Genomic DNA, 14,006 nt, shown 5'->3' with positions numbered 1-14,006 from the left:
GCTACAGGTTGGATTCGTCCGCCGGGACGTTGGCCGCCAGTGGCGCCGCGCCCGCGGTGACGTCGCTGTCGGGCGGGCACTGCGCGCCCACGGTGTACGACGTCATCGACAGCGAGCCGTAGGCCGGGCCTTCCACCAGCACGTCGGCGCCCTTGCCGCTCGCCGCCGCAATCCCCGCCAAGTACAGCAGCGGCAGGAAGTGTTCGTCGGTCGGCGCTGCGGCGGCAAAGTCCGCGTGCCGCATCAGCGCGGCCGCGTCACCCGGCCGCTCGGCCAGCACCTGCTTCGCCGCGGTGTCGAAGCGCTCGTTCCAGTCGAACGCAGAGTCGGGCTGCTTCCAGTCGATCGCGTGCAGGTTGTGCACGACGTTGCCGCTGCCCACCACCAGGATGCCGTGCTCGCGCAGCGCAGCCAGGCGCGCGCCGAGTTCGATGTGGAACTCGGGCGGCTTTCTCGCATTGATGGAAAGCTGCACCACCGGTATGTCCGCGTCCGGGAACGCATGCACCAGCACCGACCAGGTGCCGTGGTCGAGTCCCCAGCCGTCATGGTCGGCGCCGACGAAGTCCGGCTTCGCGACATCGGCCACCTCTTCCGCGAGCTCGGGCAGGCCCGGCGCCGGGTACTGCACGTCGAACAGCGCCTGCGGGAAACCGAAGAAGTCGTGGATGGTCTTCGGGCGCGACATCGCGGTGACCGCGGTGGCGTTGACATACCAGTGCGCCGACACCGCCAGGATCGCGCGCGGGCGCGGCACCGATGCACCGAACGCGCGCCAGGCTTCGGTGTAACGATTGCGCTCCAGCGCGTTCATGGGACTGCCGTGGCCGAGGAAGGCGGCGGGCATCAGGGGCGGCAGGGCCATGGCGACCTCGATCATCCGGGGATGCGGCCAGTATGCGACCGTCCGCGCCGCGCTGCGCCCTGGCCCCTGCCCCAGTAGTAGCCCGCGATGTTGATGAACCAGCCGCGGTGGTCGTACTCGAGGTCGGTCAGGTCGTCGCTGAACGAGGTGAAGTTGTAGCCGGCGCCGATCTTGAAGTTCTCGGCGATGCGGCGGTACGCCATACACTGGAGCTCCCGCACCCATCCCTGCCGCAGCACGCGATGCACGCCTTGAAATACCTCGCCGGCTACCCGCAGCACCTCCAGGCGCAGGTGCGGGGGCTGATCGACCAGGACCGGCTTGGCCCGTTCCTGAGCGGCCGGTATCCCGACGCCCACGCCGTGCGCACCGACAGCCAGCTGTACGAGTACGTGCAGGCGCTCAAAAGCCGCTACCTGCGGAAGTCCGCTCCGCTGGGCAAGGTGCTCTACGACGGCAGGCTGCAGGTGCTGAAGCACGCGCTCGGCACCCACACCACCATCTCGCGGATCCAGGGCAGCCGGCTCAAGGCCAGCCGCGAGATCCGGATCGCCAGCGTGTTCAGGGACGCGCCCGCTGCCCTGCTCAAGGCGATCGTGGTGCACGAACTCGCGCACCTGAAGGAGTCCGACCACAACAAGGCGTTCTACCAGCTGTGCATGCACATGGAGCCCGACTACCACCGGCTCGAGTTCGACATGCGGCTGTATCTCACCTGGCTGGATGGCGCCGCACCCACGGCGCGAGCAGCCGCAGGCGACGGGGTCGACTTGAAAGGATGAGTGCCGTTGCGGCGGCCGCGGCAGCCAACAGCATCAACCACACCAGCACCGCCATGGTCGCGTGGTCGCTACCCAGGCAGCAGGACAGCGCAAGCAGCACCGCGACCATGCCCAGGCGTCGCAGCCGCGTCAGTTGCACGGGCGGCTGCAGTCGACCCCACGCCTGCAGCGCGTGCACCGGCATCGCCAGCGCCAGCCAGCCCATGCCGACGAAGGCGCACAGGGCCGCCGCAACCAGCCAGAGCGTGGCGCCGGGCTCATGCATGGCGTGGCTCCGTGGCGGTGACAGCCGCCTGCCGCACGAGCGCGCGATGGCCCAGCCTGTGCGCGACCACGCCCGCAGTTGCGGCCACTGCCAGCAACGCCAGGTCCACGCCGGCCACCGGCCAGTAGCCATTGGCCAGCGTGCGCAGCAGGTGGTCGCCGGTCGTCACCCAGTTGAGCACCGCGGCCGCGACCGCGAGTACGGCGATCGCCCACGCCTGTTCGCGCCACGCCGGGTTCGACAGCCCGCGCGCCACCGGCGCGCTGCGCCAGCCGGCGTGGAGCAGCGCCAGCACCCAGGTCAGCCAGAACGCGCGCTGCTCCCAGTCGCCGCGCGCGGGCAGGTCCACGGGCAGCAGGCGGTTGGCGATCAGGATCCCGAGTGCCGCCAGCACCATGCCGGTCACCGTGGTCACCGCCAGCGCATCGACCACGCGCGCGCCCTGCACGCCGCGCGCCGCGTGCTGCCGCTTGCGCTTCTCGACGAAGAACACGAAGCCCGTCGCGATGCACACCGCGCCCGCCAGCCCGCCAAACACGTACAGCCAGCGCAGCAGCCAGTGGCGGAAATGCTGCAGGTGCAGGCCGGTGAGGAACTCGGCCACGCGGCCCACGGCGGTGGGCGGCGGATCGACGCGGATCAGTTCGCCCGTCGCGGCCTTGAAGTGGATGCCGTCGCCGACCAGCGCGATGCGGTCGGTGCCGGCGCGGTACACACTCACGTAGCCGTTGGCGTCGCCCACATGCATCAGCACCAGGAAGCCGACGTCACCCGCCTTGCCCGCCGCCTCCCAGCGCGCGCGCGCGTCGGCCACCATCGCGTCGACGTTGGCGAGGTCGGCCGGCACGCCGGCGCGCTCGTGCGGCAGCCCGGTCTGTTGCGCTTCAAGTGCGGCGGCGCGGTCGTGCAGCTCATGCAGCTGGGTGTGGCCGAGCGGGAAGAAGTAGGTCGCCGCGAAGATCAGCAGGCCCGTGAGCGCGAAGAAGAAGTGGAACGGCAGCGCGACCACGCCGGTCAGGTTGTGCAGGTCGAGCACGCTGCGCAGCCGCTGCTTGCCCGGACGGAAGGTGAAGAACTCGCGGAAGAGCTTCCGGTGCATCACCACGCCGCTCACCAGCGCCGCCAGCATCACCAGCGCCGAGAAGCCGACGATCCAGATGCCGAGGTTCTTCCAGTCCAGCGTCAGGCCGTAGTGCATGGGATAGAAGAAGCCGCTGCCGACCTTGAGCCGGTCGTCGGGCAGCACGTGGCCGTCGCGCGGGTCGACGGTGGCTTCGGCATAGATCTGCTCGCCGGGATGCTTGGCGTTGGGCACATCGAAACCGGCGAACAGCGCCACCACCGGGTCGCGGTGGGTGGTGTAGGCGCTCCAGTAGGCGATGGTGTCGAAGCGGTCCGGCAGCTCACCGTTCGCGCGTGGGCGCATCGCGTCGATGGCCTCGGGCGTCGGCTGCATGCGCTCGAAGGCCGGGCGCAGCACCGCCTCATAGGACGGCATCGGCTGCGGCTCGATGCGCGTTGCCGGGATCGCCCAGCGGTCGAACTCGCGGTCGAACACCGACAGCGCGCCGAAGAAGAACGCGGCCATCAGCACGAAGCCCAGCACCAGGCCGAACCAGGTATGGAGCCAGGCCATCGCCTGGCGGAATGTGGCGAACATCGGCTGCATCCTCCTCAGACCAGGGCCGCCTGCACCAGCGAGCCCACGCCGGCCAGCACCGCGCCGCCGACCAACAGCACCGCCCACACGCGCCACAGCCGCCGCGCCGCGATCGCCCACAGCAGCGCGGCGAGGAAGGCCAGCACCCCGACGAGGCTCGACAGGAACTCCGCATCGTGGAAGCCCATGCCGGCCGCGACCGCCAGGCTGGTGCACGCGGCCACCAGGCCCCAGGCGAAGCCGTAGCCGCCGAGTACGGCGGCGGCGATCTGCGCCACCAGGGCAAGGCGCGGCGAAGTGGCATGCAGGGCGGGCGTGACGGACATCAGAACCTCCAGTCGAGGCTGAGCGTGTAGTTGGCGGGCGCACCGTAGTAGCCGCTGTAGCGCAGGGTGTTGATGTACTTCTCGTCGGTGATGTTGTTGGCGTTGAGCCGCAGCGTGGCGTCGGGCGCGAAGTCCCAGGCGACGAACGCGTTCGCCACCGCGTAGCTGTCCTGCTGCACCCGGAAGCCGCTGGCCTCGGTGTTGAAGATCCCGCTCTGCCACCGCCCGCCGATGCCCCAGGACAGCGCCTCGTAGGCCGGGAAGCGCCCGCTCAACAGCAGGTTGGCCGTGCGGCGTGGCACCCAGGGATAGGTGTCGCGGCCGTCGAGGCCGTCCAGGCGCAGCGCGGTGTAGCCGGCCACGAGATCGAGGCTGTCGGTGATCCGCCCCACCGCCTCCAGCTCCACGCCCTTCGATCGCACATCCACCGGCGCATAGATCGCCATGCCGAACTCGTTGTACTGGCCCGTCGGCGTGGCCAGGCCTTCCTGGTCGGCCTTGAACACCGCCACCGTGGTCAGCAGCCGCGCGTCCAACCAGTCGGCCTTGATGCCGGCCTCGTAGTTCACGCCCTGGCTGGCATCGAGGTAGCGGTCGTTCGCGTTCACCTGGTCCTGCGGCTGGTAGATGTCGGAGTAGCTGACATAGCCGAGCACGCGGTCGGTGAAGTCGAAGGTCAGGCCGCCGTAAGGACTGGTGTGCTTCGTGGTCTGGTCGAAGGTCAGGTCATAGGAATTTCCGCTGCGGCGGTAGCGCGCGTGGTTGGCGCCGACGATGGCCTTGAAGCGGTCTGTGAGCGCGATGCGCGTCGCGGCGAAGGTGCGCGTGAGCTCCTGGTCGAGTTCGGAGTAGAGGTTGGGCTCGCTCCAGGCGGGCTCGGGGATGGCGTTGGTCGGATACGGGAACGGCGGCAGCGGGCCCCAGGCCGGCGACGAGAAGTCCGCCGTGCGCTCGCGGTTGTCGGTGGTGCTGCGCGCGCGGGCCAGGCCCACCATCGCCTCGTGCTCGCGCCCGAACATCTGGAACGTGCCGTTGAGCGTGGCCGTGCCGAGGTGCGCCGTGGCCTCGTCGTCGCCGCCCCAGGGATAGCCGGACAGGCCCAGGCCGGTCTCCGGGTCCAGGCCCGTGCCCATCCCGTCGAAGGCGTAGAACATGCGCTCGTCACCGGTGTTGCGGCGGTAGTTGTACGACAGCTTCAACTGCCAGTCGTCGGCCACGTCGTGCGTGTACTCGGCGAACGCCGTGTGCGCGGTGGTGTCCCAGTAGGTCCAGTCCTGGGTGGTGCTGGTACTGCGCGGCCACACCCGCTGCGTGCCATCGCTGTTGGTGAAGGGCAGCGCGCCCCACATGATCCCGTCGGATTCCGCGCGCTGGTACGAGTAGCCCAGCGTCAGCGTGCCGCGATCGCCGACCTGGCCATCGACCACGCCGTAGAAGAAGTCGCGGCTGTTCTCGTTGGCGCGCAGCCAGGAATCGCCGTGCTCGTGCGCGGCCACCACGCGCCCGGCCCAGGTACCGTCGGCGGTGAACGGCGTGGAGTAGTCCACCTCCGCGCGCAGCGTGTTCCAGGAGCCATAGGCCAGCCCCACCCTGCCCTCGCGTTCATTGGTGGGGCGCTTGCGCACGTAGTTGATGGTGCCCGCCGCATTGCCCACGCCCGTCAGCAGCCCGTTGGCGCCGCGGATCACCTCCACCTTCTCGTAGCCGGCGGCATCGACCGCGCCGGTGGTCACGCCCCAGCCGTTGGGCAGGCCAATGCCGTCGACCTGCGTGTTGAGGATGTCGAAGCCGCGCGCGCTGTAGCTGGTGCGGTTGGTCTCCCACTCGTCCACGCGCACGCCCGTGGCCAGGCGCAGCGCGGCGTTGACGCTGTTGGCGCCGAACTGGCGCATCTGTTCGGCGGTGACCACGGAGATGGACTGCGGGGTCTCGCGGATCGAGAGGTCAAGGTTGGTGGCGCCGTTGCTGACCCGGTTGGCGCGCTGGCCGACGACGCGGATGGTGTCGAGGTCGGTGGCGGCGAGGGTGCCGGTAGTAACGGGGGCCTCGGCGGCAGGTTGCGCGGCGGGCTCGGCGGACTGGGCCGCGGCCAGGCCGGGAGCTGTGGCGAGCATCAGCGGCAGGGCGAGCGCGATGGCGGTGCGGAGCGGGCTGGCGCGGAACGCGGGATCGGTGATGCGATCGCGGGAGGGCCGCGAAGGGATCTGGCAGGTGGGGTGCATTGAGGGTCGCTGGTTGTCGGACGTAGGGATGAAGCCCTGTGTCCGCTGGCGACCGCAGCTGGCGGGACGAATCGGGTTGGCGGTTCGCGGCGGCGTGGACCGGGGCGACTGGACGTATTAAATGCGAATGATTCGCGTTTTGCAATCCGCGCCGGTTTGGCGAGGCTCCACCCTCACCCGCCGCCTATACTCGGCCCACGTCAGCTCCGGGGGAGACGGGTGAGCCAGGACATCGAGGAACTGCAGGCCGCGCTGCGCCGCTTCGCCGACGAGCGCGACTGGGGCCAGTTCCATTCGCCCAAGAACCTTGCCGTGTCGCTCTCCCTTGAAGCCGCGGAAGTGCTGGAGCACTTCCAGTGGCTGACCGAAGAACAGAGCCGGACCCTCGACGATGCGCGTCGCCAGGCCGTCGCCCACGAGATCGCCGACGTGCTGCTGTACCTGCTGCAGCTGTCTGACAGGCTTGGCATCGACCCGCTGGACGCCGCCCGCCAGAAGCTCGCGCTGAATGCCGAGCGCTACCCCGCCGACAAGGCCAGGGGCACGAGCCGGAAGTACACCGAGCTCTGAACCCCGCGAACGACGGAGGGAGGCTGTCGTGATCGTCTACCAGGCAACCAAGCAACGATTCCTGCACGACAACGATCACGCGCAGATCGAGGACGAGGTGCAGCGCGCGTTCGTCAAGAAGGTCGGGCATTACGTGTCGCAGGGCGAGTTCAAGTCTTGGCGCCACTCGCTGGCGGCCATGGCCCGCGTGCTGCGCGACCGCGACATTCCGGACGACATCGGCGTGGGCATCGAGTTCGGCATCGCCCAGACCGCCAAGCGAATCGACTTCGTGATCTCAGGCGCCGCCGATGACGACACGCCGCACCTGGTCATCGTCGAGCTGAAGCAGTGGTCCAACTCGCGCATCAGCGAGAAGGACGGGATCATCATCGCCAACCGTGGCGGTAAGGCCGAGATCGAAGGCCCGCACCCCAGCTACCAGGCGTGGTTGTACGCCGCGCTGCTCAACGGCTTCAACGAGGCCGTGTACGAGTCAGGCACCGAGCTCAATCCCTGCGCCTACCTGCACAACTACCGGGATGACGGCGTCATCCGCCATCCGCACTACGCGCCCTATCTGGAGAAGGCGCCGGTCTTCCTCGATGGCGCGGACGAGCTGGACAAGCTCCGCGCCTTCATCAAGCAGCACGTGCGCAAGGGCGACCGCGGCAAGCTGCTGTACGAGATCGCCGAAGGCCGCATCCGCCCGTCGAAGATGCTGGCCGACAGCCTCGCGAAGATGCTCAAGGGCAACCGCGAGTTCGTGCTGGTGGACGACCAGAAGGTGGTCTACGAGACCTGCCTCGCCAAGGCCCAACAGGCCAACGACGCGCGCAAGCAGGTGGTGATCGTCCAGGGTGGTCCGGGCACCGGCAAGTCGGTGGTGGCGGTGAACCTGCTGGTCGAGCTGACCAAGCGCGGGCAGCTGGCCAAGTACGTGTCCAAGAACGCCGCGCCGCGGGCGGTCTATGCGCAGAAGCTGGCAGGAACGCTGCGCCGCGTCGAGATCGGCAACCTGTTCGGAGGCTCGGGCGCCTTCCACGAAGCGCAAGCCAACACCTTCGACACCTTGGTTGTGGACGAGGCGCACCGCCTCAACGAGAAGAGCGGCCTGTACGGCAACCTCGGCCAGAACCAAATCATGGAGCTGATCCGGAGCGCCCGCTGCACGGTGTTCTTTGCCGACGACGACCAGATCGTGACGCTTTCGGACATTGGCCGCATCGCCGAGCTGGAGCGCTGGGCGCTGGAGATGGGCGCGGAGGTCACCCGGCTGGAGCTGGCATCGCAGTTTCGCTGCGGAGGCTCGGACGGATACATCGCCTGGCTGGACAACTTCCTGGGCATCCGCGAGAGCGCCAACACCGACTTCGACCGCGACGCGTTCGACTTCCGCATTGTTGATTCACCCGTCGAGCTGCATGACCTGATCCGGGAGAAGAACAAGCTCAACAACAAGGCGCGCGTGGTCGCGGGGTATTGCTGGGACTGGAAGAGCAAGAGGAACCCGGACGCTTGGGATATCGAGTTCCCGGAGTTCGGCTACAGGGCGAGATGGAACCTGGACAAGGATGGAAGCCTCTGGATCGTGGCACCGGACTCCGTGGAGGAGGTTGGCTGTATCCATACCTGCCAAGGGCTGGAACTGGACTATGTCGGCGTAATCATCGGACCAGACCTGCAGTGGGTCGATGGTGTGCCAAGCATGTTCCCTGAGGCGCGGTCATCGATGGATCGCACGGTTCGCGGGTACAAGAAAGCACTCAAGGAAGACCCGGACGCCACGCGCGACCGGTTGGAGCTCATCGTGCGCAATACCTACAAGACGTTGATGAGCCGGGGGATGAAGGGGTGTTACATCCATATCGTGAGATAGGCGTCATTCGCAAAGTCTGCTTCCGACCCATAGCAGACATAACTTTTACTGACCCTCTGCGTGATCCTGTCACTGCAGGGTGGGCGGGTATCGATTGGATCAAGAATACTTCTGGCGACCAAAGACGCGAATGGACCTATGATTCCCTTTAGGGACGCGCCGAGGCGGCGGGGTGAAGTTGCAAGGTGTCTGGGGGAGGCGCTTGATGGGGTCGGCGCAATCAGAAGTTCGTCAAGCAGACCACACGGGGAAGTCAATGCGATTGATAAGGCGACCAAATCCGCATTGGAATGGCAGTGATGAATCCATGCTCAGCCAGTGCCTCCAAGCGGCGATGCGGTACAGGGGCGAGTTTGAATCGATTGCCGCTGCTGTAACTGCACCCAAAGCTAACGGCAAAGTCGATCAGTGCATATTGCCTGGCAATATCGCTGTTGCAGCGGCTACTCTTCAAAGTGCTCGAACGAACGAAATAATCCCTGTGACGCCGCATTTTGTTGCAGCCAGCCACAATGGTGTGGAAAACGCATCGGCCAACCTGAACTACGACGGTAATACGCCTTACTTTGTGCGGTCGATGAAAGGTCTGCGCGATTTTGGGATTACGTCTGCGGCCCAAGAATATGGGGAGACTGACCTGGAGTTTCGTGCTCGGTACTGGCCGAGAGGACGAGGACGCAGCGATCTATTCAGTGATTCTGAATACCTTCTTATAAACGCGATAGACTCCTACTTTAGAAATGTTCTGGATTTCGCGGGAAAACATGCATTTCGTCGAGCTGGTGCAATCTATCTTTTTAGCGAACGACTGCCATGCGACCATTGCATCAATGTTATTGGGCAGTTCTTGAGCAAGTATCGTCGCTTCCGTTTGGTGGTGGGATTTATGCATGCCCACGGCCAGCAGCTGGTTGATCAGCTGATCCGAGGTCTGAGTTCTGAATCGAGTGTCTACCGGTACGCCCCGCCTCCACCGCTGTTGCCAAATTCAGGCCAGGCATGCCAGATCACGTTCGAGCTTAGGGCGCAGCAGATTTCTGGCCCCGGGCTCAGAGAACCGGAGCTATCGACAGGCGGTCAGGCGAGTGTGATCGGGTAGCTGGGGTCCAGGTGAACGATGTTCGGGTTAGCGACATGCACTTCTCTGAGGGCGACTCGAAAGGGTCCTATCTTGCGGCCGTTTGTGGCTACTCATGCGATTGTCCGCTTCTGGCCGGAAGGAGTCTTCAGCGCACGATCACGCTAAGCCTCGGCGATGCTTCCTGCCCTCCCCCGCCGCACCTTCGAAACCACCCACTCCTCCACATCATCCACCAACGTAAACGCCGCCGGCACCACGATCAGGCTCAACACCGTCGAGGTGATCAGCCCGCCGATCACTGCCACCGCCATCGGCATCCTGAAACTCGCATCCGCCGTCAGCCCGAGCGCGATCGGCATCATGCCCGCGCCCATCGCCATCGTCGTCATGATCACCGGCCGCGCGCGCTTGTGGCAGGCGTCCATCAGCGCCTCGTGGCGGCCCATGCCTTTCTCTTCGGCCATGACCGCGTAGTCCACCAGCAAGATCGAGTTCTTCACCGCAATCCCGATCAGCAAAATCAATCCGATGAGCACCGACAGCGAGATATCCAGCCCGGTGATCAGCAGCGCGCCAAATGCGCCTCCCGCGGCCAGCGGTACCGCCACCAGGATCGTGATCGGCTGGCTGGCGTGGTTGAACAGCAGCAGCAGCACGCCGTAGACGCAGAAGATGCCGGCCACCATGGCCATGGCGAATCCGCCGAACATCTCGGCGAAGATCTCGCTGTCGCCGGCGGCCTGGCGGTCCACGCCCACGGGCAGGTTGATCAGCGACGGCAGCGCGTCGATCTGCTTCTCCACTTCGCCCATGGCCATGCCGTTCAAGTCGACGGTGATGGTGACGTTGCGGCGGCGGTCGAAGCGGTCGATCTGCGAGGGGCCGCTGGCGGTGGTGATCTCGGCCACGGACGACAGCGGCACGCTGCCGCCGGTGGCGGTGGGCACGCGCAGTTGGCCGAGCAGTGACGGGTCCGACAGCGCGCGTTCGTCCAGCTGCACGCGGATCGGTACCTGGCGCTCGGGCAGGTTGAGCTTGGCGAGGAACTGTTCGTAGTCGCCGCGGGTGGCGACGCGCGTGGCGGCGGCGATGTCAGCGGTGGAGACGCCCAGGTCCGCGGCGCGCGCGGGGTCCGGGCGCACGATCACTTCCGGGCGCACCAGCGAGGCCGATGAGCCCACGGTGCCGAGGCCCGGCAGCTGGCGGATCTCGCGCTCCACGTCGCGCGCGGTGGCGGCGAGCTTCACCGGGTCGTCGCCGGCCAGCACCAGTTGCAGCGCGCGGCCGGGTTCACCGCCCTGGAAGCTCAGGCGCACGCCGGGAAGATCGGCCAGACGCTCGCGCACCACCGTTTCCAGCTCGTACTGGGTGAGGTCGCGGTCGTCGGTCCAGCGGATGGTGAGCGTGGCCTTGCGCAGCTCGGCGCTGGTGAGGTCGCCGGCCGGACCATTCGCGCCGGAGTTGCTGCCGGCGGTCACGAACACGTGCTCGATCTCGGGGATGTCGGCGATGCGCTGGCGCGCGGTCTCGGCCACGGCTTCGGTGGTGGCGAGCGCGGTGCCGGGCGGCAGTTCGATCAGCACGTTGCTCTGGATGCCGTCGGTCGGCGGGATGAAGGTGACCTTGAGCAGCGGCAGCAGCGCCAGCGAGCCGATGAAGATCGCCAGCGCGATCAGCAGCGTGCGGTTGCGGTGCTTCAGCGAGTTGTCGACGAAGCGCAGGTACCACTGCATCAGCTTCGAGTCGCCCTTGTGCTCGGGCAGGGGCTTGAGCATGTAGGCCGCCATCATCGGCGTGATCAGGCGCGCCACCAGCAGCGAGAACATCACCGCGGCGGCGGCGGTCCAGCCGAACTCGCGGAAGAACTTGCCGGGGATGCCGGGCATGAAGGCCACTGGGATGAACACCGCGGCCAGCGTGCACGAGGTGGCGATCACCGCCAGGCCGATCTCGTCGGCGGCCTCGAGCGCGGCCTGCTTCGGCGTCTTGCCCATGCGCAGATGCCGGTCGATGTTCTCGACCTCGACGATGGCATCGTCCACCAGGATGCCCACCACCACGGCCAGCGCCAGCAGGGTGATCATGTTGAGGCTGAAGCCCAGCCAATGCATCACCGCGAAGGTCGGGATGATCGACAGCGGCAGCGCGATGGCGCTGATGAAGGTGGCGCGGAAGTCGCGCAGGAACAGGAACACCACCAGCACCGCGAGCGCCGAGCCCTCGTAGAGCATGTGCATCGAGGATTCGAACGAGTTCTCGGCCACCTGGGTGGTGGATGCCACCTCCACCACGCGCACGCGCGGCTGCTCCTGCTGCAGCGTCGCCACGCTGTCGCGCACGGCGTTGCCGACGTCCACCTCGCTGGTGCCGGTGGTGCGCTGCACGGCGAAGCCGATCACGGGACGGCCATCGAGCGTGGTGCGCTGGCTGACGGTGGCGTTGCCGTCGCTCACGGTGGCCAGCGTCGACAGCCGCACGCTGCGGCCGTCGGGCATCGAGATCGGGAAGTTGGCGAGGTCGGCGGCAGTGTCGACGGTGCCCAGCGTGCGCACGGCCTGCTCGCTGCCGCCCACCGTGGTGCGGCCACCCGGCTGCTCCTGCTGGATGCGCGCCAGCTGCTGGCTGATCAGCGCCGGGCTGACGCCGAAGCCCTGCACTGCTTCCGGCCGCAGGGCGACGCGGATCTCGCGGTCCACGCCGCCGATGCGCCGCACCGCGCCCACGCCAGGCACGGCGAACAGGCGCTTGGACACGGTGTCGTCGATGAACCAGCTGAGCTCCTCGTCGCTCCAGCCGTCGGCGGTGACGGCATAGGTGAGCATGTCGCCGCCGGTGACGTTGACCAGGGAGACGATCGGCGGCTCCACTTCGGCCGGCAGGTCGATGCGCACGCGGTCGATAGCGTCGCGCACCTCGTCCTTGGCGAGGGTGCCGTCCTTCTCGATCTCGAAGGTGAGGATGGTGGTCGACACGCCCTCGTTGACGATCGATGCCGTGTTGCGCAGCGCGGGGATGCTGGCGGTGGCGTCCTCGACCTTGCGCGTGACCTGGGTTTCCAGCGTGCTGGGGCTGGCGCCCGGAAGCAGCACGGTGACGTTGACCACGGGCACGGTGAGGTCGGGGAACTGGGAGACGGCCAGCCGGTTGAACGCCAAGAGGCCGGCGGCCGTGAGCAGGATGAAGACCAGGATCGCCGGCAAAGGCCGGTGGATCGAAAAGGCGGAGAAGTTCATTCGGCGACGGTCCCGGTCGCGGCGTCAGCGCCATCGACCACGCGCACCAGATCGCCATCGCCGAGGAAGCCCGCGCCACGCGCAACCACGCGATCGCCCTGCGTCAGCCCATCGCTCACTTCGACCATGTCGCCATGCGCCCCGCCCGTCACCACGCCGAGCTCGCGCACGCGGTTGTCCTCGGCCACCGTGAACACATAGGCGCGGCCGTCGCGCCGCACCAGCGCCTCACGCGGCACCAGCAGCGCCTGCGCGCGACCAAGCACCAGCCGCCCCTGCGCGAACATGCCGGCGCGCAGTCCACCCGGCTCCGGCAGGTCCACGTACACCGTGCCGGTGCGGCTCTGCGCATCCAGCCCCGGCGACACGGTGCGCACGCTGCCTTCGATGAACCCGGCCGGCGACTCCACGCGCACCGGCGTGCCCACGTCCACGCGCAGCAGGTCGCCCTCGGCAAGTTCAGCGCGCCATTCCAGGCGGCCGTCGCGGATCAGGCGCAGCAGCTCCGCGCCCGCGCCCACCACCTGCCCCGGCTGCACGCTGCGCGCCGACACCACGCCCGCCACCGGCGCGCGCACCACGGTGAAGTCCCGCTGCACGCGCGCGGCATCGCGGCTGGCAATAGCGGTGTTGAGGCGCGCTTCGGCATTGGCGCGTGCGGCCTCGGCCTCCTCGGCATCTTGCAGCGCCACCATCTGCGAGTCGGCAAGCTCGCGGATGCGCGCGGCCTTGCGGCGCGCGGTCTCCAGGTTGGTCTGCGCCTCGCGCACCTGGGCATCCGACTGCGCCAGCTGCGAGGCCAGCGTGCGGTCGTCCACGCGCAGCAGCACGTCGCCCGCGGCCACCACGCTGCCGACCTCCACCTCCACGCTCGCCACGCGCAGCCCGGAGAGCTCCACGCCCACCGACACCTCTTCCCACGCCGCCACCGCCCCGGAGGCCACGACCTCGCGCGCAACCTCGCGCATCTGCGGCGTGGCGAGGCTGACCGTCAGGCTGGGCGTCGACTCGGGCGGCGCATCGTCCCCGCAGGCGGCCAGGGCCAAAACGAGGGCCAGGAGGGTGAGGGCACGCAGGAATGGGTGCATCGCGTCGGGAGCCTATTCAGGGATGCGGCACGCTAGCAGCCTGCAGATCATTGCGC

At 67.6% G+C, this 14,006-nt stretch carries 12 protein-coding genes; 4 read left to right on the top strand and 8 right to left on the bottom strand.

The genetic code is table 11. The features are described from left to right. Position 1: 1 nt before the first annotated feature. Both ygiD and ACW5E8_RS03150 read right to left on the bottom strand, forming a co-directional pair. Positions 2-880 carry a 4,5-DOPA-extradiol-dioxygenase gene (ygiD, locus tag ACW5E8_RS03155; RefSeq protein WP_456964037.1) on the bottom strand — a complete coding sequence of 293 codons (879 nt, stop codon included), beginning with the start codon at positions 878-880 and terminating at the stop codon, positions 2-4. Continuing rightward, positions 877-1,068: a hypothetical protein gene (locus ACW5E8_RS03150; protein ID WP_456964036.1), complete on the bottom strand. Its 192-nt coding sequence runs from the start codon at positions 1,066-1,068 to the stop codon at positions 877-879. Before ACW5E8_RS03150 ends, ygiD begins: the two co-directional genes overlap by 4 nt. A 39-nt stretch (positions 1,069-1,107) precedes the next feature. Here ACW5E8_RS03150 and ACW5E8_RS03145 point away from each other — a divergent pair, with 39 nt between their 5' ends. Then, entirely contained in the window at positions 1,108-1,647 is a 540-nt protein-coding gene (locus ACW5E8_RS03145; protein ID WP_456964035.1) for a YgjP-like metallopeptidase domain-containing protein, read from the top strand. Here ACW5E8_RS03145 and ACW5E8_RS03140 read toward each other — a convergent pair. Genes ACW5E8_RS03140 through ACW5E8_RS03125 form a run of 4 tightly spaced genes read right to left on the bottom strand, consistent with a single transcriptional unit; the run spans position 1,577 to position 6,120 of the window. Continuing rightward, on the bottom strand, positions 1,577-1,912 hold the full coding sequence (locus ACW5E8_RS03140; protein WP_456964034.1) for a DUF3325 domain-containing protein: 336 nt from the start codon (positions 1,910-1,912) through the stop codon (positions 1,577-1,579). The genes ACW5E8_RS03145 and ACW5E8_RS03140 overlap by 71 nt on opposite strands. Further along, positions 1,905-3,572 carry a PepSY-associated TM helix domain-containing protein gene (locus ACW5E8_RS03135; protein WP_456964033.1) on the bottom strand — a complete coding sequence of 556 codons (1,668 nt, stop codon included), beginning with the start codon at positions 3,570-3,572 and terminating at the stop codon, positions 1,905-1,907. The genes ACW5E8_RS03140 and ACW5E8_RS03135 overlap by 8 nt, the downstream gene beginning before the upstream one ends. A gap of 14 nt (positions 3,573-3,586) precedes the next feature. Further along, positions 3,587-3,898: an iron uptake protein gene (locus ACW5E8_RS03130; protein WP_456964032.1), complete on the bottom strand. Its 312-nt coding sequence runs from the start codon at positions 3,896-3,898 to the stop codon at positions 3,587-3,589. Beyond that, a complete protein-coding gene (locus ACW5E8_RS03125; RefSeq protein WP_456964031.1) occupies positions 3,898-6,120 on the bottom strand; it encodes a TonB-dependent siderophore receptor in 2,223 nt (740 codons plus the stop codon). The genes ACW5E8_RS03130 and ACW5E8_RS03125 overlap by 1 nt, the downstream gene beginning before the upstream one ends. Positions 6,121-6,339: 219 nt before the next feature. Between ACW5E8_RS03125 and ACW5E8_RS03120 the strand changes: the two genes are divergently transcribed. The 3 genes from ACW5E8_RS03120 (at position 6,340) to ACW5E8_RS03110 (ending at position 9,647) form a co-directional block, all read left to right on the top strand. Then, on the top strand, positions 6,340-6,690 hold the full coding sequence (locus ACW5E8_RS03120; protein ID WP_456964030.1) for a nucleotide pyrophosphohydrolase: 351 nt from the start codon (positions 6,340-6,342) through the stop codon (positions 6,688-6,690). Between the two features lie 28 nt (positions 6,691-6,718). After that, entirely contained in the window at positions 6,719-8,548 is a 1,830-nt protein-coding gene (locus tag ACW5E8_RS03115) for a DNA/RNA helicase domain-containing protein (protein ID WP_456964029.1), read from the top strand. A gap of 172 nt (positions 8,549-8,720) precedes the next feature. Beyond that, positions 8,721-9,647 carry a hypothetical protein gene (locus ACW5E8_RS03110; protein ID WP_456964028.1) on the top strand — a complete coding sequence of 309 codons (927 nt, stop codon included), beginning with the start codon at positions 8,721-8,723 and terminating at the stop codon, positions 9,645-9,647. 143 nt (positions 9,648-9,790) lie between these two features. Here the strand turns inward: ACW5E8_RS03110 and ACW5E8_RS03105 are convergent, their stop codons facing one another. Next, entirely contained in the window at positions 9,791-12,862 is a 3,072-nt protein-coding gene (locus ACW5E8_RS03105; RefSeq protein WP_456964027.1) for an efflux RND transporter permease subunit, read from the bottom strand. Beyond that, the gene (locus ACW5E8_RS03100; RefSeq protein ID WP_456964026.1) at positions 12,859-13,950 is read right to left on the bottom strand and encodes an efflux RND transporter periplasmic adaptor subunit; all 1,092 of its coding nucleotides are present in this window, start codon (positions 13,948-13,950) and stop codon (positions 12,859-12,861) included. The genes ACW5E8_RS03105 and ACW5E8_RS03100 overlap by 4 nt, the downstream gene beginning before the upstream one ends. Between the last annotated feature and the right edge of the window lie 56 nt (positions 13,951-14,006).

The organism is Luteimonas sp. A649 (genome assembly GCF_054072735.1).
This window is presented reverse-complemented; position numbering and strand designations above follow the sequence as displayed.